Source organism: Mesohalobacter halotolerans (genome assembly GCF_006120725.1).
In the GTDB taxonomy this organism is placed as follows: domain Bacteria; phylum Bacteroidota; class Bacteroidia; order Flavobacteriales; family Flavobacteriaceae; genus Psychroflexus; species Psychroflexus halotolerans.
The window spans coordinates 532710-550758 of sequence record NZ_SWMU01000003.1 but is presented as its reverse complement, the minus strand read 5'-3'; the positions used below and the strand labels follow the sequence as shown (position 1 = coordinate 550758).

General features: G+C 35.4%; 16 protein-coding genes and 2 tRNA genes. 8 read left to right on the top strand and 10 right to left on the bottom strand.

Annotation, left to right across the window (positions count from 1 at the left end; translation table 11 throughout):
• Positions 1-80: 80 nt before the first annotated feature.
• Both FCN74_RS09595 and FCN74_RS09590 read left to right on the top strand, forming a co-directional pair.
• Positions 81-818, top strand: a complete 738-nt coding sequence (locus FCN74_RS09595; RefSeq protein WP_138932364.1) for an MlaE family ABC transporter permease — start codon at positions 81-83, stop codon at positions 816-818.
• Positions 818-1582 carry an ABC transporter ATP-binding protein gene (locus FCN74_RS09590; protein WP_138932363.1) on the top strand — a complete coding sequence of 255 codons (765 nt, stop codon included), beginning with the start codon at positions 818-820 and terminating at the stop codon, positions 1580-1582. The genes FCN74_RS09595 and FCN74_RS09590 overlap by 1 nt, the downstream gene beginning before the upstream one ends.
• On the opposite strand, the gene FCN74_RS09585 is transcribed toward FCN74_RS09590, so the two are convergent.
• Genes FCN74_RS09585 through FCN74_RS09570 form a run of 4 tightly spaced genes read right to left on the bottom strand, consistent with a single transcriptional unit; the run spans position 1576 to position 5289 of the window.
• Positions 1576-3045 (bottom strand): DUF389 domain-containing protein, encoded by a 1470-nt coding sequence (locus tag FCN74_RS09585; RefSeq protein WP_138932362.1) that lies wholly within the window; start codon positions 3043-3045, stop codon positions 1576-1578. The two genes, FCN74_RS09590 and FCN74_RS09585, sit on opposite strands and share 7 nt — an antisense overlap.
• Before the next feature lie 32 nt (positions 3046-3077).
• Complete coding sequence (locus FCN74_RS09580; protein ID WP_138932361.1) at positions 3078-3674, bottom strand: SprT-like domain-containing protein; 597 nt, start codon at positions 3672-3674, stop codon at positions 3078-3080.
• Positions 3675-3676: 2 nt separating this feature from the next.
• A complete protein-coding gene (locus tag FCN74_RS09575) occupies positions 3677-4360 on the bottom strand; it encodes an SDR family NAD(P)-dependent oxidoreductase (protein ID WP_138932360.1) in 684 nt (227 codons plus the stop codon).
• Positions 4360-5289, bottom strand: a complete 930-nt coding sequence (locus FCN74_RS09570) for a M20/M25/M40 family metallo-hydrolase (protein WP_138932359.1) — start codon at positions 5287-5289, stop codon at positions 4360-4362. Before FCN74_RS09570 ends, FCN74_RS09575 begins: the two co-directional genes overlap by 1 nt.
• Positions 5290-5601: 312 nt before the next feature.
• Here FCN74_RS09570 and FCN74_RS09565 point away from each other — a divergent pair, with 312 nt between their 5' ends.
• On the top strand, positions 5602-6300 hold the full coding sequence (locus tag FCN74_RS09565; RefSeq protein ID WP_138932358.1) for a DUF3291 domain-containing protein: 699 nt from the start codon (positions 5602-5604) through the stop codon (positions 6298-6300).
• A 60-nt stretch (positions 6301-6360) separates the two neighbouring features.
• Here FCN74_RS09565 and FCN74_RS09560 read toward each other — a convergent pair whose 3' ends face one another.
• Complete coding sequence (locus FCN74_RS09560; RefSeq protein WP_138932357.1) at positions 6361-6753, bottom strand: acyl-CoA thioesterase; 393 nt, start codon at positions 6751-6753, stop codon at positions 6361-6363.
• Positions 6754-6955: 202 nt separating this feature from the next.
• Complete coding sequence (locus FCN74_RS09555) at positions 6956-7363, bottom strand: DUF4293 family protein (RefSeq protein ID WP_138932356.1); 408 nt, start codon at positions 7361-7363, stop codon at positions 6956-6958.
• Between the two features lie 196 nt (positions 7364-7559).
• Between FCN74_RS09555 and rho the strand changes: the two genes are divergently transcribed.
• A complete protein-coding gene (gene rho, locus FCN74_RS09550; protein WP_138932355.1) occupies positions 7560-9281 on the top strand; it encodes a transcription termination factor Rho in 1722 nt (573 codons plus the stop codon).
• Between the two features lie 82 nt (positions 9282-9363).
• Here rho and FCN74_RS09545 read toward each other — a convergent pair whose 3' ends face one another.
• The 4 genes from FCN74_RS09545 to FCN74_RS09530 all read right to left on the bottom strand — a co-directional run bounded on the left by FCN74_RS09545 (position 9364) and on the right by FCN74_RS09530 (position 13992).
• Positions 9364-10134, bottom strand: a complete 771-nt coding sequence (locus FCN74_RS09545) for a hypothetical protein (protein WP_138932354.1) — start codon at positions 10132-10134, stop codon at positions 9364-9366.
• A 125-nt stretch (positions 10135-10259) separates the two neighbouring features.
• Entirely contained in the window at positions 10260-12038 is a 1779-nt protein-coding gene (locus FCN74_RS09540) for an ABC transporter ATP-binding protein (protein ID WP_138932353.1), read from the bottom strand.
• Positions 12025-12795, bottom strand: coding sequence for a tRNA pseudouridine(38-40) synthase TruA (truA, locus tag FCN74_RS09535; RefSeq protein ID WP_138932352.1), 771 nt, complete (start codon positions 12793-12795; stop codon positions 12025-12027). The genes FCN74_RS09540 and truA overlap by 14 nt, the downstream gene beginning before the upstream one ends.
• 660 nt (positions 12796-13455) lie before the next feature.
• Positions 13456-13992, bottom strand: coding sequence for a TrmH family RNA methyltransferase (locus tag FCN74_RS09530; protein WP_138932351.1), 537 nt, complete (start codon positions 13990-13992; stop codon positions 13456-13458).
• Between the two features lie 326 nt (positions 13993-14318).
• Between FCN74_RS09530 and mutS the strand changes: the two genes are divergently transcribed.
• The 4 genes from mutS (at position 14319) to FCN74_RS09510 (ending at position 17984) form a co-directional block, all read left to right on the top strand.
• Positions 14319-16889: a DNA mismatch repair protein MutS gene (gene mutS / locus FCN74_RS09525; RefSeq protein WP_138932422.1), complete on the top strand. Its 2571-nt coding sequence runs from the start codon at positions 14319-14321 to the stop codon at positions 16887-16889.
• A 67-nt stretch (positions 16890-16956) separates the two neighbouring features.
• Positions 16957-17028, top strand: a tRNA-Gly gene (locus FCN74_RS09520).
• 35 nt (positions 17029-17063) lie between these two features.
• A tRNA-Leu gene (locus tag FCN74_RS09515) sits at positions 17064-17149 on the top strand.
• Between the two features lie 64 nt (positions 17150-17213).
• On the top strand, positions 17214-17984 hold the full coding sequence (locus FCN74_RS09510) for an ABC transporter substrate-binding protein (protein WP_138932350.1): 771 nt from the start codon (positions 17214-17216) through the stop codon (positions 17982-17984).
• Positions 17985-18049 lie beyond the last annotated feature (65 nt).

Here is an 18049-nt window from a genome sequence, read left to right as displayed (position 1 = left end):
TATTGTAGATTTAAAAGTTTATCCTAAAGTTAAATCACAAGCTGATATTTTTTTCTATTTTTAAACTTTAAATATTTTTCATGGACTACATTTCAAGTACAGGTCAGTACTTTATCATGATAAAAGATACCTTTAAACGCTTTACGAAAGGAAGTGTTTTGAGAAATCTGATTATTCAAGAAATGAATGACCTCACCGTAAGGTCTCTTGGTATTGTAGTATTTATTTCGTTTTTTATTGGTGCAGTGGTTACCATACAAACGGCCTTAAATTTAAACAATCCCTTTATTCCAAAATCTTTAATAGGGTTTGCGGCACGACAGTCTATCATTTTAGAATTTTCACCTACGTTTGTGTCTATCATTATGGCTGGTAAGGTAGGGTCGTATATTACATCTAGTATTGGTACGATGAGAGTTACAGAACAGATTGATGCTCTAGAAATCATGGGAATTAACTCCCTTAATTATCTCGTTTTTCCAAAAGTTGTAGCCATGATGTTTTATCCTTTTGTCATTGCTATTTCTATGTTTGTTGGAATTTTAGGGGCTTATGCTGCTGGTGTTTTCGGTGGTTTTGTAGATGGCGATTTGTTTTTGAGAGGACTTCAGGAAGATTTTGTAACGTTTCAGTTGGTCTATGCCTTTATTAAAACTATAATTTTTGCTTTTATTTTGGCCACGGTTCCTTCTTTTCACGGTTATTATATGAAAGGTGGTTCATTAGAAGTTGGTAAAGCTTCTACGACGTCCTTTGTTTGGACGAGTGTCATCATTATTGTATGTAATTATATCATCACTCAATTACTATTAAGCTAATGATTAAAGTAGAAAATTTACATAAATCGTTTGATGATCTAGATGTTTTAAAAGGCATTAGCACTACTTTCGAAAAAGGTCAAACCAACTTGATTATCGGTCAGTCCGGCTCAGGAAAAACTGTTTTTCTAAAATGTATGCTAGGGCTATTTACTCCTGAAGAGGGTTATATTTGTTTTGGTTCAGAAAGTTACGAAGAACTGACACCTAAAAAAAGACGTGAGTTGCGTAAACAAATCGGGATGGTGTTTCAAGGTGGCGCCCTATTCGACTCTATGACCGTTGAAGAAAATGTCATGTTCCCATTACGTATGTTTGCTAAAGCGACAAAAAGTGAAATGCTTGACCGGGTCAATGAAGTGCTTAAGCGCGTGAATTTAACAAATGCCAATCATAAATTTCCATCAGAAATAAGTGGTGGTATGCAGAAACGTGTTTCTATTGCTAGAGCCATAGTAAATCGACCAAAATATTTGTTTTGTGACGAACCCAATTCCGGATTGGACCCCAGAACGGCGACGGTTATTGATAATTTAATTCAAGAAATTACACATGAATTTGAAATTACAACTGTGATCAATACCCACGATATGAATTCGGTATTTGAAATTGGCGAAAAAATAGTTTATCTCGAGGGTGGCCATCTCGCTTGGGAAGGCAACAAAGACTTGATACATAAAACTAACAATAAAACCGTTACCGATTTTGTATACTCTTCAAATCTATTTAGAAAAGTAAGAGTGGCGCAGCAAAAAGGTTACTGATTTTCTTCGCGTAATAACCCTGTTGGTTCTATTTTTACATCAACTTTTTTAGCCTTTATTTTGTAAGCCAACCAGTTTGCGAGTCGATTTTCAAACGTGTTTTTATCAGCCAACGTAATTTTGTCATCCCAGGTTAACCTAAAAGAAGGTATGGTGTCCAAAACATCATTTCTAGCAATAAACATTTCTGCAAAAGCAACATCAGTCACTTTCTCATAATTCAGTTTAATTTCTTTGACAATATCTTTAAACGGGACGTTAGCCCTTCGTGAGGATTTTCTTATCGAATCCAATCTTTTGGATAAAAATTGAATTTGTTGTCTACTGGCGATAAGCTCAAGTGAGTCTCTGGTCTTTAATTCCTTAATGTATTTATACTCATTGAAATTGTCAGAATTTTTGTTTTGTAATATTCTGAGTTTTGTGTCTTTTAAATTTTCATAGGTTTTCATTTTAGCTTTCCATAAGTTGATGACTTCAGCTGGAATTTCTTTACCTAAAAACGATACTTCAATGAGTGATTTTCCTTCTTCAGAATATTCAATATTAGTTGTATTTTTTTGCAAATAGGCATCTTTGTATACCATTAATTCTTCAGTAACAAAGGTTTTGGCGCTTTTTTCAAAGTATGATTTTTTAAGTAATACATAAAATAAATATACACTTGGCAGCATAACCAGAATAGCAATAACAGTGGCTAGTTGTGAGATACGTCTTCTCCTCAAAGAATTGGCATAGCGTACCAAGGGGAAGCGTAATATTTTTGACACCAAGAAAGTGGATAAGGCGATAAAAATAGTATTGATACAAAACAGATACATGGCACCGCCAAAAATACTTAAATCCCAAACCGCGAGTCCATAACCTGCGGTACACAGAGGCGGCATCAATGCAGTAGCTATGGCAACACCCATAATTACAGAAACTATTGTTCCTTTTTTGGTTTTTGCGATGATGAGGGCAAGTCCTCCAAAAATAGCAACCAAAACATCGAGAATAGTCGGTGATGTTCTCGCCGCCAATTCAGGTGTCAATTCGGTTAAGGGTGATACTGAAAAATACACAAAAGCGGTAAAAACACTTAAAACGACCATCACAGCCAAATTGACTAAAGATCGTTTTAAAGTATCTAAATCGTTAATGGCTACAGAAAACCCAAGGCCAACAATAGGTCCCATTAATGGCGAGATTAACATCGCGCCAATGACTACAGCTGTGCTACTCACATTCAGACCTACCGAAGCCACAATGATTGAAAAAATTAAAATCCACGCATTATGACCCCTAAATGGAATATCTTTTAAGATAGCTTCCATGGTAGAATCTCTATCTGTTTCATTTCTGATATCGAGCAGGTGCAATATATATGACCTTAAACTCCCGTAGGACTGTTTAAAACTTTTCTTTACGTTCTCTTCTTTTCGGTCTTGCGCTTTGTCTTGTTCGGCTTGGTTGGATTCCATAATTTATTGTAAAAGTAATGCGTTTAAGGTTCTTATTTTAACACCTCAACTTGAGCATTGGGTTGAAAAACATAGTGTTTGCCTGTAGAGAGTTCTCTACATTTGTAACGCTTTCTTAATTTTTCTTCCTTGATAAAAATTTTACCATTAGGCAAACAAAATTGAGTGCCTTCTGGAATTTCAAAGATATAATTTTTATCAGTGGGTTGGTCATAGGCTTTTAATGCAATAGACAATTGTGAATCTGTATCACTGCTCGCCCTTGGATTTTTAAAATGCTTGGCAATTAAAGGTAATAGTTTTTCTGGAAAAATTTGTGGGTTAATTAACGGAAGCATCAATTTTTGAAAAGTGAGCTTCCACACTCTACCGTGAGGTTTGGTGTGTTGACCATAATTGATAAATACCAATAGATGGGCAATTTCATGGATTAAAGTGATTAAAAACCGGTATGGATTCAGATTGGCATTGATTGTAATTTGGTGTCGCCCATCAGGCATAGGCCTATAATCGCCATGCTTAGATTGGCGTTCGTTTACAATTTTTAGATGAACACTATAAGTTTTTAATAACTCTTCTACAGAAGTTACTGCTTTTGCGGGTAAGTATGTCTGTAAAACTGAGGACATTTCTAAGGCGTTGAATTGGACACCTGAAGTGTTTTGCCGTTGTATAGCTGTTGACCGGTCAAAGCAAAGTTTGCGATATAAGTAGCCATTTCTTGAGCACTCACAGGCGCTTGCATACCAGGAAATGCTTCTTCAAGCATTTCTGTTTGTACAGCTCCCAATGCCAGACAGTTAAATGCCATATCACTTTCTTTATATTCTTCGGCCAATAGTTCTGTTAAACAAATTAAAGCGGCTTTGCTTGAGCTATAAGCCGCAAGTCCGGGAAATTTAACACTGCCTTGAATACCGCCCATACTCGATATATTGACGGTATGATTGATTTTAGGAAATGTTTTTATGAGTTTTGAAGTCAAAGTAAAAACACCAAAAATATTGGTTTCATAAACCGCTTTGACATCATCAATATTGGTATCTTCAAAGGCTTGATTTAAAAAATGACCAGCGTTGTTTACTAAAACGTCTATGTATTCTGATTGTGATTTTATAAAATCTATTGTTTTGTCAATAGAGGATTCATCACTGAGGTCACAAGATAAACTGTGGACGTTTTTCAAATTGAGTTGAGCGATAGGTTGCTGATTTCGAGACAAGGCATAAATACGATGACCTTGTTCTGCCAAAATTTTCACTAATTCATAGCCTATGCCGCGACTACTTCCAGTAACGATAATGTGTTTATTCATTAATTATCAAGTTTTATAATTTTTTCAGAGTGGTTTGCAATTTTTAAAAGTGGTTCCGCCCATACATTGACCAAACTTTGAATATGCTCGGTGTCAAGTAATTCAGCTTCGTCATCGACGTGGTGATAATAATTGTAGTTTGTAAAATCAAATGTAGATACCGAATGTGCAGGAATTTCAAAACTTTGAAAAAATGGGTAATTATCACTGCGTTTAAACAGCTGATAATCTTTTGCTTGTGGTGAAAAAATTAACGCCTCTTCATTGGCGTATTCATTAAAAATTTTAGCAAAATTTGATTTATCATAACCGGTAAGATAGGCTTGTTTTGGTTTGTCAAGCATCGATACGCCAACCATTTCAATATTAAATATCACATAGGGGTTTACGTCTTCACTTTTTAGTTTTTCTGCAAGATACGTCGATCCTAATAGACCTTGCTCCTCTGCATCAAAGAGTACAAATAGAATAGGACGCTTTGGTTTTGAGTCTTTTAAAGCATAGGCCAGTTGCATAACAGCAACAGATCCTGAGGCATTGTCGTTTGCACCATTGGCAATACTGTCGCCATCAACGGCTTTACTATTGCCGATATGGTCATAATGTGCACCAATGATTATGGGTTCATTTTTAAACAGTGGGTCGTTACCTTCTATCTGTCCAATTACATTATAAGCAACGGTTTGTTTTTTGATGTAAAATGTATCTCTGAATGTTTCGTAATAAGGTTTTAAACCAATAGATTTAAAGTATTTTGAAATGTAGGTCGCCGCTTTATCAATGCCTTTTGTGCCCGTTAAACGGCCATTGAGTTCATCTGAAGAAATATAATTGAGATGGGTGTTGAGGTCTTTAATGTTAGAAACTTGTGCTGTTGTTTCTAAGGTCATCAATAAGCCTAATAGACCAACAATAATACTATATTTCATTATTTGTAAATTTTGAGGTAAATATATGGGATAAAATTGATTTAGCTAAATTGCGACTCTACTTTATTTGCCAAACAATGTGTAAAATTATGTTGAGTTTTGCTCTCTTAAAGATATTTTATTCAACTTAAAGTTTTATATTTCTGAATCTGCGGCAGGTATTGTAGCGATAGCTTCCTGGGCAAGAGGCACGTTTAAAACGACATGCTCAAAAAGCGACCTTCGGAAGCTCTTTTGCGCATATGTCGTTTTGTGACTAATGGCCAGGAACTTTAAGCGTAAAGACCGGTTCAGCCGCCCAAATCATTATAAATGAAACAAATAACTACTTTGTGCTTGATAGATTATAAAGGTTTTGCCAATCAATTTTGGGCATTAAAAATGATGCAAATGGCTAAACCTTACCTTAAAAATGTCGAAGGATTAGGATTTTATAAACTTCTCGGTAGCGGAAAAGATGGTTTTAAACCTCAACCGGATTGGTCTACTTACGCATTGCTCCAAGTTTGGGATGAGGAGCAATTTGCTAAGAATTTTTTTGAATCTTCAGAACTCATCAAAAAATATAAATCGCATAGCGAAAACTTTTGTCAATTATATCTCAAATCGATAAAAGCACACGGATTTTGGTCTAAGCGACAACCCTTTGTCAAGCATGAAAATTTGGATAAAAATCCTTTGGGTGTGGCGATTATAACTCGGGCGAGTATCAAAACTTCACAACTCAGGAGGTTTTGGCAATATGTACCGGCTGCTCAAGCTCCTATCGCTAAAGCTGAAGGTTTGGTTTATACTAAAGGTTTTGGGGAATTTCCTATTTGGGAAATGGCAACTTTTAGTTTATGGAAAAACATGGATGCTGCTATGTCTTATGCTTACAATAGTAAAGAACACCAAAAGGCCATTACAATGACACGACAATTTGATTGGTATAAAGAGGAATTATTTTCTCGATTTCAAGTTTATAAATCTGAAGGGCAATGGCATGGGCAAGAATTGTTTGATGGTTGACTTCGACTTCGCTCAGTCAGCAATGGTTTTTAATTAAAATTGAGCTGAAAATTTGGGGGTTTAAGTCTCGTTAAGCCGATCTTTAACGAATTCTACTTTATGTTTTCCATGGGGTTCAGGGTTTCCATTGTTATCCAAACTCACCATTATGATTTTATCTACTTTGATGACGGTTTGTCGAGTCATCTTGTTACGAACTTCACATTTTAAGGTAAGTGAAGCGGTGCCAAATTTTACAACTTCTATTCCTATTTCAACAATCTCACCTTGTTTGGCAGAGCTTATAAAGTCAATTTCTGAAATGTATTTCGTAACCGTTTTTGGGTTTTCTAGTTGAATAATAGCATAAAGTGCAGCTTCCTCGTCTATCCATTCTAGTAGTCTTCCACCAAATAATGTACCATTGGGGTTAAGGTCTTCGGGTTTAATCCATTTTCGGGTATGAAATCTCATTATCGTATACTTAATTGCAATTTAAACAAAAATGAAATGAGAACTCTCAGTTAGAAAGTTTTTGAATCTATAGATCATAGAGATGAGTTATAAAAGACTTTGACGGGATTGTTAAGACTTGCCACAAATTCAATGAAGCAATCTACGGTAAAAAAAAACCCTGACAGAATTGTCAGGGTGCACTAATATACTAAGGCTAAGGCTATCGAAATCGGTCAGCAGATTTTACAAGCTCATCATCCCTTTTGATGGCCTTTTGGGCCAAAACAATAAAAACGATAGAAATGACGGGAATGATAAGCCCAATACCTTTCTTAGAAAAATGAATTTCTCCAGGTAAGATTAGCAACCAATATGTCAAAAAGCCTAAGGCGACAAAGTTCAAAAATAAATTGAGTCGTCCTACTTTGAGTTGAAAACCTCGTTTTTTATAGGTTAGCAAACCCCATAAGGACAACAGGGTAATTAAAACAAAAAATACAACATATTCTAGTTTAAAAGCTTCTATAAAACTGGCCATTTTATCTAGCTTATTGCCAAGGAAAATTGCCGCTAATATATTGCTCAATATCACAACAAACAAATATATACTTTGAATGCGTTGAATCATATTTGTATTTATTTGCTTGCAAAAATAGAGGATTATTTTTGAAAAATTATAGGGAAAACAAAATAAAGTTGTATAATTGCATAGCATAGTTGCATGTATCTCATACACAACTTATCATATTTATTCAACAAAAACTTTCTTCCTGAATTAAATTGAACAATTTTACAATTGCTAACAACAAACCTATTTTATATACATGTTTGAAATCACAGATTTAAAGTCAAAAAAACTGACTGAATTACAAGACATTTCTAAAGAATTATCAATTCCAAAATTTAGAGGTCTCAAGAAATTAGACTTGGTTTACAAGATATTAGATTTCCAAGCGACAAATCCTAAAGATGTCAAAGCTTATTTGGATAATCAAAAAAATGGTACATCTTCTGATCATAAATCAAATAATAAGTCAGCGTCAAAAGGAAAAGCAGGTCAATCGTCAACATCCAGAACGCAAAATTCCAGATCAAAATCGTCAAACCCTGACGGTAAATCTAAATCTAGTGGCTCTCAGTCTAAACAAGATCAACGTAAAAACACAAGATCTAAAACAAATCAAAGTAACTCCTCAAAAGGTATGCAAAACAACCAGAAGCAAAAGTCCAGTCAAGAGACCAAGCAGCATCAATCAAAGCATAATACTTCAGATAAAGGACGAAGCGATAGCCGATCAGGTCATTCTAAATCGAATTCTTCGAAAGATCAAAGTTCTGATAAGTCGTCTTCAAAATCATCAAATAACAACAAAAATCAGCAATCTGATGATTCGCAGAGCACAAATAAATACAGGCATCCCAACTATGAATTTGATGCCTTAATCTTATCTGAAGGGGTTTTGGATATCATGCAAGATGGTTACGGATTTTTGAGGTCTTCAGACTACAATTATTTGTCTTCTCCAGACGACATTTATTTGTCACAATCTCAGATTAAACTTTTTGGTTTAAAAACAGGCGACACAGTACTCGGAGAAGTTAGACCACCAAAAGAAGGTGAGAAGTATTTTCCATTGATCAAGATCAAAAAAATTAATGGTATAGATCCTAAGGTGGTTAGAGATCGTGTGTCTTTTGAACATCTTACACCCTTGTTTCCACAGGAAAAACTAAACATTGCTGATAAAGATTCGACGATTTCAACTCGCATCATAGATATGTTTTCACCTATAGGCAAAGGTCAAAGAGGTATGATAGTCTCTCAACCTAAAACAGGTAAAACCATGTTGCTCAAAGATGTGGCTAACGCTATTGCTGCCAATCATCCTGAAGTCTATCAAATTGTATTACTCATTGACGAACGCCCAGAAGAGGTCACCGACATGCAAAGAAATGTGAGAGGTGAAGTTGTAGCTTCGACTTTTGATAAAGAAGCACACGAACACGTCAGAGTAGCCAATATTGTGATTGAAAAAGCTAAAAGATTAGTTGAATGTGGTCATGATGTTGTGATACTTTTAGACTCTATTACACGTCTGGCCAGAGCTTATAATACAGTACAGCCCGCAAGCGGAAAAGTTTTAAGTGGTGGTGTAGATGCTAATGCACTCCACAAACCAAAACGCTTCTTTGGGGCAGCGAGAAATATAGAAGGTGGCGGTTCATTATCCATAATCGCAACAGCTTTAATAGATACCGGTTCAAAAATGGATGAAGTGATTTTTGAGGAGTTCAAAGGAACAGGAAATATGGAACTGCAGTTGGATCGTAAAATTGCCAATCGCAGAATATTCCCAGCTATTGACCTTAACGCTTCTAGTACGAGACGTGATGATATTTTACTTCATGAAAATACGTTACAAAAAATGTGGGTATTGAGAAAATATCTCAGTGATATGAACCCCGTCGAAGCGATGGAGTTTATTAATGAACGTGTCAAACAAACTAAAAGTAATGAAGAGTTTTTAGTTTCTATGAATGGTTAATTGATACAAATCTATTGACTTAAAAACACAAGCCCATACATCAAGTTTGTATGGGTTTTTTTAGTCTTTATAGGAATCATATTTACATGTAAAAAACTAATTTCATATCAAATTTCACATCTTGAGGTCTTAACCCTGAAAAACCTGGACTTATGAAGTTGATTTGCTCAATTTTAGACTTCAAATAGGAAGAGATGACTTGATGTCTTTCGAATTTCATTTGTAAATTTTGGATACTTGTATTCTGATCTAAGGTAAATCCAAATTCAATGGCATTGGTTCCTTCAGAGAAGATATCTTTGATTTTTTCTCTTTCAATACTGTTGAATAAAAAGGCGATTACTCTATCTTCAACACAGGTCATCTTGTCATCTTCTTCTTTTAAATATTTACAGAATCCTGTAGCAGGCAATCTATCTAAATTTTCAGTACTGTCATTGATTTTGACATAACTGCTGTTATAAATGGCTTTAATACCTTGTTTTTTTTGTACAATATTTAGCGGTAAAGTAAATTTGATCCTGTCGTAATCGCCTAGCACCTGAAGGTTCAAAAACTCCATTTTTGCCAATGCTCTGTCGATCTCTTTTTTGATTTTTGGGTGTATATCCTGATTTGTAGTAAAAATATCGCCGTCTTTTTTGATGATGATGTTGATAAAATACTTATTTCGGCCATTATTTAAATACTTTTTAATCTTGCCAAAACGCATATATTTCTGCAAATTATTTTTTAAGGCAATAGACATGCATTTTCTTAATCTTTCATCATCACCTTCAAAGGCTTCACATCCTTTTGTAATAAGCATCTCTTTAAACTTAGCTTGATTTCCGTCCTCGTTGAGAAAATTCATTTGAGCGTAGACTTGACTCTGCAAGAAAAAAAATAATAAAATTAAATTCAGCGTTCTAAGCATACTTACATTTATAAAAATCCAACATAATACCACAATTATGTATAAGAAGATGTAGGAGAAAATTAACCTTCAATATTGACTTCTTCACTTTCAAATTGTGCTTGATACAGTTTTGTGTAATAGCCATCTGGATTTTTTAGCAAATTATCATGCGTGCCTATTTCTATAATTTGACCTTGATCCATGACAATAATTTTATCTGCGTTTTTTACAGTGGCCAGACGATGAGCGATAATGATTGATGTTCTATCTTTTGTGATTTTATCAGTAGCATTCTGGATGAGTTGCTCGCTGTAACTGTCTATAGACGATGTCGCTTCATCAAGTATCAAAATGCTAGGTTTACAAACATACGCCCGTAAAAATGCAATGAGTTGGCGTTGACCTGAAGAGAGCATAGCTCCACGTTCTTTAACGTTATAATCATAACCATTTGGTAAAGACATGATAAAATCGTGAACACCTATAGATTTTGCCGCTTGAATTACGTCTTCTTTTGTAATGTTGTCGTCATGAAGCGTAATGTTATACAAAATGCTTTCAGCAAACAAAAAGACATCTTGAAGCACCACCGCAATAGATTGACGTAGGGATTTGAGTTCATAGTCTTTAATGTTTCGGTCATCTATTAAAATTTGACCGCTATTGATATCATAAAAACGGGTTAGCAGATTGATGACCGTGCTTTTGCCTGCTCCAGTAGCGCCAACTATGGCAATGGTTTCGCCGGGTTGAACTTGTAAAGAAATCCCCTTTAAGACTTCTTCGTCCTTGACATAACTAAACCTTACATGATCAAAAGTGATCTTACCTTTGAGATTTTGAGCTTGTATTGTCCCAGAATTATCAATATAAGCTTCGGTATCTAAGATCCCAAATACACGATTGGCTGCTACCATTCCCATTTGAAGAGAATTGAATTTATCTGCGATTTGTCTCAACGGAGCAAACAACATTCTGACATATTCGATAAAGGCAACGATGATACCCAAACTTAGCGTGTCAGATTCTACAACACGTAATCCTCCAAACCAAACCAACAAGCCAATAGTGACTGAAATAGACATTTCTGCAATTGGAAAAAAGATTGAGTTGTAAAGTACAGTTTTGTTCCAAGCAATTTTATGTTTATCATTAATGTCTTTAAACTTCTCATATTCTTTGCGTTCTCGATTAAAAATATGAACGATTTTCATTCCAGTGAGTCGTTCTTGGACAAATGAATTTAAATTAGAGACTTGCGTTCTGACTTCTTCGAATGCAATTTTCATTTTGCGCTGGAAAATACGCGTTGCTACAAATACAAAAGGTAAAACCGTAAGGATAAGAAGTGTGAGCTGCCAGCTTTTGTAAAACATAAATAACAAGACCGCTAGCATTTTAAGTAAATCACTCAAAATCATAAATAAGCCTTGGCTAAAGATACTGGCTATAGTTTCAATATCACTTACAGCACGTGTGACTAATCGACCCACAGCTGAAGTATCGAAATATTGCTTTTTGAAATTGATCATATGTTCAAAAAGCTTGACGCGAATATCTCTGATGACTTCTTGCCCCAACCAATTAGCAAAATAAATGAATGATAACTGGAATACCACTTCACCCATTAAAACTATAAGCATCCAAATGATGAGTTCTATGAGCAATGTTTTATTGCCTTCCGGTAGGGCGTTATCCACAATTAGACCCAAGAAGTGAGGTCTCAACATGCTTAATCCGGCTAGAGCAATGGCCGAAAATAAAACAAAATAAAAGGTTTTTTTATAAGGATTGGTAAACGCCAAAACCCGCCTAAATAAACCAATATCAAATGCTTTGCCTGTTTTAGTCTTGCTCATATATTGATTTTAATGGATAAGGATATTTGATATCTGTAAGATACAACCCATGGGCTGGGACCGATTTGCCGGCCTTTCGGCGATCTTGAGATTTAATAATATTTATAAAATCTTCATAATGGGTTTTACCTAAGCCAACATCTATTAAAGTCCCTGTGATGGCTCTAACCATATTGCGCAAAAAACGATTGGCTGAAATGTTAAATACGACAAGGTCGTCTTTAAGATTTTTAACTTCAGCTTCTATAACGTCACATTCAAAAGTATTCACAGCAGTTTTAACTTTACAGAAACTTTTGAAATTAGAAAAATCCAATAAGCGATGAGCGCATTTATGCATAAGTTTAACATCTAACGCATTTTTGATATAGTAAGCCGAAGTGATCTCAAAAGGATTTTTTTGAGTTGCGATACGATATTGATAGCTGCGAGAGACTGCATCAAATCTGGCGTGGTGATTGGCGTTAACCCTGTAAATATTCTGAACGGCAATATCGGCAGGGAGTACGGTGTTGAGCTTGTAGATTAAATTTTCAGTATGTTCTAAAGCAGTTTCAGTATCAAAATGTGCGATAAAGTACTTAGCGTGTACACCTGTATCAGTTCGTCCAGCACCCATTACCTCTAAGTTTTCTTGCAAAACGGTTGATAAAGCTTCATCTATTGTGGTTTGTACACTTTTTTGGTCCGGTTGTTTTTGCCAACCTACGTAATTTTGACCTAAATACGAACATTCTAAAAAATATCGCTTCAACATAAGCGCAAAAATAAAACCTATACCTGCCTAAAAAAAACAAAACCTTGTCTTTTATCTTAAAATAAGGAAGCTTTTACATAAATTATTACTTCAAAGTCTTCTTTTAACGTCTCCGTCTTGGATTGCTGCGAAAGCTAGGACTGTACGTTTCGTGTTTCAGCTTAAAGTTTGAAGTTAAAAATTCAATAGTTGGTTTGACGTTTTTTTGTTTTTTTAAATCTAAAATGGCAATTCTTTTGGTATGTCTTGCATTCAAGAGATTAACTTCAAAACAATTAAAATCTGATGCGAGGTCAGGTTTTGAAACATAAAACCAAGTTAGCTTCTGTGATTTTTTAAATTTTAAAATGGCAATTTTCGGGAATTCAGAAATATAAATGTGTTTTTTGAACAATATCAATCCCATAACAAAAGATGCTCGATATAATTTAGAATTGATTTTAGTAAAACCACGTTTAGTAAATGCGAAAGCCATCAGGAAACCATAACACAAAACAAATACAATAACTAATATGTAGCCTTTAAAGTTTAGGTCAAATTCCAATAGGTTGCTAATCGCGTAAAGAAACGGAAATCCAATTACGAACAGAATTATGATTTTTTGATAAATTGTGAAGCGATCTTCTAAAATAATTTTGGGTATAAATACATTTAAGTTTATTACTTCCTTAAGTAGACTTGAGCATAATAAGTCCAACAACAAATTCCTGTGCTCACAGAAATATTTACGGAGTGTTTAGTCCCAAATTGTGGGATTTCGATAACTGCATCACTTTCATCAATGACGGTTTGTTGAACACCTTTGACTTCATTGCCAAACACCATAGCATAAGTTTTATTAGGATGAAAATTAAAGTCTTGAAGCATACAGCTCTCATCGGCTTGTTCGATGCTGAGTATTTTGATGCCATGTTGTTGTAGTTTATTTACGACATTCAAGGTCTGTTCAGCATATTCCCAGGCTACACTGTCTGTAGAGCCAAGCGCTGTTTTCTGAATATCGCGATGTGGTGGTTGCGCTGTGATGCCGCAAAGGTAAATTTTTTGAATTCGAAACGCATCAGCAGTTCTAAAGACAGAACCAATGTTGTTTAAACTTCGAATGTTGTCTAAAATTAAAATTAAATTGGACTTTTCAGCAGTTTTATACTCATCAACAGAAAGCCGATTGAGTTCTTCGTTTTTGAGTTTTCGCATCTGTTTTTTGATAAAAAAACAAAAGTAAGAATTTCATTTTGACTATCCTCAACCAAAAATTTTTGACATTTCTTAAAGGCACTCGTTATAAACGAGCACTAGCGACGGTTCATTTTGGCTTTGTTAATAGGTTTATTTCGGCTCCGCTCAATATTCAAAGTCATACCAAGAACTAATTATCACATTAGCACATTCTCAAATTATCACATTAGCACATTCTCAAATTATCACATTTACACTTTCAAACATCAGTCTTAATAGTTAAATTCGCCAAAACACCTAAATCATTAATTTTGGCCAAGAAAAAATCATCGATTACACCCTTGATGAAGCAATACAATGCCATCAAACAAAAGCACCCTGACGCTTTGTTGTTGTTTCGCGTTGGTGATTTTTATGAAACTTTTGGAGAAGATGCGGTTAAAACCGCACAGATTCTCAATATTGTATTGACCAATCGGAATAATGGGAGTGAACGCACAGAATTGGCTGGATTTCCACATCATTCATTGAATACCTATTTGCCAAAATTGGTTAAAGCTGGTCAACGGGTTGCCATTTGCGATCAACTAGAAGACCCTAAAACGACGAAGAAAATCGTGAAACGCGGCGTAACAGAATTGGTCACTCCAGGAGTCGCTTTAAACGATGAGGTTTTAACTAGCAGGTCTAATAATTTTCTCTGTGCTATTCATTTTGCAAAAACCAATATTGGTATCGCTTTTCTGGACATTTCAACCGGGGAATTTTTAACTTCAGAAGGCTCAAAAGATTATATCGATAAATTATTACAGAATTTTTCACCTACTGAAGTTTTAGTATCAAAATCAAATAAGAATCAATTTAAATCAGACTTTGGCGAGGATTATAATTGTTTCTTTCAGGACAACTGGCTGTTTAAAATTGATTATGCTCAAGAGACTTTAAATTCACATTTTAAGACCAATTCGCTTAAAGGTTTTGGGATAGAACATCTTGAATCTGGCATCATAGCCAGTGGTGCAATTATGCATTACCTGTCAGAAACTCAGCATGACAAGTTGCAGCATATCAACAACATTTCGCGTATTAGCGAAGAAGCTTATGTGTGGATGGATCGCTTTACCATACGCAATCTTGAGTTATACCAAGGCAACTCTCAACAAGCTCTCACGCTAATTGATGTTATAGACAAAACCATCTCCGCAATGGGCAGCAGAATGCTCAAACGCTGGTTGTCTTTACCACTCAAACAACGCGAAAAAATTGAAGACCGTTTAGAAGCTGTTGACTATCTCAATAAAAATCAAAATTTACTCAAAGGTATTCAGCAACAGCTTAAACAAATCAGCGATTTAGAGCGCTTGATATCAAAAGTGGCAACGCAAAAGGTCAATCCCAGAGAATTGTTACAACTCAAAGACTCGCTCGAAGCTGTCATTCCAATTAAAACAGAATTGTCTCAAAAAGACAATGAAGCCTTAAAAGTTATTGCCGATAATTTGCACACATGCGAGTTGTTAAGAGAGAAAATACACAAAGCCATTCAACCTGAGACTCCGGTTTTACTCAGTAAAGGCAATGTCATTGCCAAAGGCTTTCACGAAGAACTAGACGAGCTTAGAGATCTGGCCTATTCGGGAAAAGATTTTCTTGACGAGATGCTTAAGCGAGAATCTGAAAGCACGGGAATTCCTAAACTAAAAATTGGCAGCAATAACGTTTTTGGGTATTATCTGGAAGTTAGACATACGCACAAAGATAAAGTGCCAGATCATTGGATTCGCAAGCAAACATTGGTCAATGCCGAACGCTACATCACCGAAGAATTGAAAACTTACGAAGCCAAAATTTTAAGTGCTGAAGAGAAAATTAATGTCCTGGAAGCAGAAATTTACGACAACCTCGTGGTTTGGTGTCGTGACTACATCAAACCTGTACAACAAAACGCTGTATTAATCGCAAAACTGGATGTGCTTTGTGGCTTTGCGCAGTTGGCACTTGAAGATCAATATCACAAGCCTGAGATTAATGACGATTTTAATTTAGATATCAAAGCAGGTCGACATCCTGTGATTGAAAAACAATTGCCAGAAGGCGAGGCTTATATTGCCAACGATGTGTTTCTCGACCGTGAAGAACAACAAATTATTATGATCACCGGGCCCAATATGAGTGGTAAATCGGCTTTGCTTCGCCAAACTGCAATTATTGTTTTACTCGCACAAATGGGCTGTTTTGTCCCAGCAGAATCAGCTGAGATAGGTTTAGTCGATAAAATCTTTACCCGTGTTGGCGCGAGTGATAATATCTCGATGGGCGAATCGACTTTTATGGTAGAAATGAACGAAACGGCGAGCATTCTCAACAATATTTCAGAGCGCAGTTTAGTTTTGCTCGACGAAATTGGTCGGGGCACAAGCACTTATGATGGGATTTCAATTGCTTGGGCAATAACGGAATACTTACATGAACATCCATCACAGGCCAAAACCCTATTTGCAACACATTATCACGAACTCAACGAAATGACTCACAAGTTTGAGCGGATTAAAAACTACAATGTCGCTGTCAAAGAATACAAGGATAAAATTTTATTTTTAAGAACATTAAAGCCCGGCGGTAGTGCACATAGTTTTGGAATACATGTGGCTAAAATGGCAGGTATGCCGCAACACGTCGTTAAAAAAGCTGAAACCATATTGAAAAAACTGGAAGAAGCGCATACTACCGAAGAGTCTGCTGAACATCTTAAAGCTGCTACCCAAGAATCACAACTCAGTTTTTTTCAGTTGGATGATCCCTTATTAGAAGATATTAAACAGGAAATCCTAAATCTGGAAATAGAGACCTTAACCCCTGTAGAAGCTTTAATGAAATTGAATGAAATTAAGCGGATGTTGATTGAGAAAAAATAAATATTTATTTTACTTTGACATTATAAGAAAAAGCTTAAATTTGCATCCGCAATTTTATTGCATAAACGCGAAAGTAGCTCAGGGGTAGAGCATCACCTTGCCAAGGTGAGGGTCGCGGGTTCAAATCCCGTCTTTCGCTCTTTTTATTTTAAGTTCTTTTTTAAAAATATTTCTGCTCGGATGGTGGAATTGGTAGACACGTTGGACTTAAAATCCAATGGCCGAATGTGGCCGTGCGGGTTCAAGTCCCGCTCCGAGTACAAGGTCTTTCTTAGAAAGACCTTTTTTTATTCCTAATATTTTTTTAACTTATCTCAAAAAAAGTTGATAACTCACGATTTTCTCAATCGATCTGTCGAAATACACTCAACTCCACAACGAATCATTTCACTGGTTCCGAGTCAAACTGAGCTTTTAGCAGATTTGGGTTTTGAAAAACAAATTCTTGGAATTACCAAATTTTGTGTTCATCCCAAACCTTTAAAATCTACAAAAACCTTTGTTGGTGGCACCAAGCAAGTGCATTTTGATAAAATTGAAGCTTTACAACCGGATATTATTTTTTGTAATAAAGAGGAAAATACCAAACCTATGGTAGATGAGCTTCAAAACATAGCTCCAGTTCATGTTTCGGATGTAAAAACTTTTGACGACAATATCAGATTAATCCGTGAATACGGTAAAATATTACAAGCTCAGCCACAGGCTCATCAGATGATTGCAGATTTAAAAGCCCAAAACATTTCTTTCCAAAGTTTTATTAAAGACAAACCCTTTAAAAAAGCAGCCTATTTTATTTGGCGTGACCCTTGGATGGCGGTTGGTGGAGATACTTTTATCAATCATATTTTGAAACGCAATCATTTTGAAAATGTCTATGCAAACAAAGACCGATACCCGACAATTGATATTTACGATTTACCCGATTTAGACATATTGTTATTATCATCAGAACCCTATCCGTTTAAAACCAAACATTTTTCTGAAATACCTGTAGACAATTCAAAAATAAAATTAGTCAATGGTGAATATTTCAGTTGGTATGGTTCTCGAATGCTTAAAGCCTTTGATTACTTTACAAGAGAATGCCATTAGGCTTGCGATCAATACTTAAAAACATTCTAAATTATTATCATTGAGTTGTTTAATAAGAACTTATA

Excerpts from the sequence above, each read along its gene's own strand:
- FCN74_RS09595 (WP_138932364.1), top strand. The coding sequence starts at position 81 with ATGGACTACATTTCAAGTACAGGTCAGTACTTTATCATGATAAAAGAT.
- FCN74_RS09590 (WP_138932363.1), top strand. The coding sequence starts at position 818 with ATGATTAAAGTAGAAAATTTACATAAATCGTTTGATGATCTAGATGTT.
- FCN74_RS09585 (WP_138932362.1), bottom strand. The coding sequence starts at position 3,045 with ATGGAATCCAACCAAGCCGAACAAGACAAAGCGCAAGACCGAAAAGAA.
- FCN74_RS09580 (WP_138932361.1), bottom strand. The coding sequence starts at position 3,674 with ATGTCCTCAGTTTTACAGACATACTTACCCGCAAAAGCAGTAACTTCT.
- FCN74_RS09575 (WP_138932360.1), bottom strand. The coding sequence starts at position 4,360 with ATGAATAAACACATTATCGTTACTGGAAGTAGTCGCGGCATAGGCTAT.
- FCN74_RS09570 (WP_138932359.1), bottom strand. The coding sequence starts at position 5,289 with ATGAAATATAGTATTATTGTTGGTCTATTAGGCTTATTGATGACCTTA.
- FCN74_RS09565 (WP_138932358.1), top strand. The coding sequence starts at position 5,602 with ATGAAACAAATAACTACTTTGTGCTTGATAGATTATAAAGGTTTTGCC.
- FCN74_RS09560 (WP_138932357.1), bottom strand. The coding sequence starts at position 6,753 with ATGAGATTTCATACCCGAAAATGGATTAAACCCGAAGACCTTAACCCC.
- FCN74_RS09555 (WP_138932356.1), bottom strand. The coding sequence starts at position 7,363 with ATGATTCAACGCATTCAAAGTATATATTTGTTTGTTGTGATATTGAGC.
- rho (WP_138932355.1), top strand. The coding sequence starts at position 7,560 with ATGTTTGAAATCACAGATTTAAAGTCAAAAAAACTGACTGAATTACAA.
- FCN74_RS09545 (WP_138932354.1), bottom strand. The coding sequence starts at position 10,134 with ATGAATTTTCTCAACGAGGACGGAAATCAAGCTAAGTTTAAAGAGATG.
- FCN74_RS09540 (WP_138932353.1), bottom strand. The coding sequence starts at position 12,038 with ATGAGCAAGACTAAAACAGGCAAAGCATTTGATATTGGTTTATTTAGG.
- truA (WP_138932352.1), bottom strand. The coding sequence starts at position 12,795 with ATGTTGAAGCGATATTTTTTAGAATGTTCGTATTTAGGTCAAAATTAC.
- FCN74_RS09530 (WP_138932351.1), bottom strand. The coding sequence starts at position 13,992 with ATGCGAAAACTCAAAAACGAAGAACTCAATCGGCTTTCTGTTGATGAG.
- mutS (WP_138932422.1), top strand. The coding sequence starts at position 14,319 with ATGAAGCAATACAATGCCATCAAACAAAAGCACCCTGACGCTTTGTTG.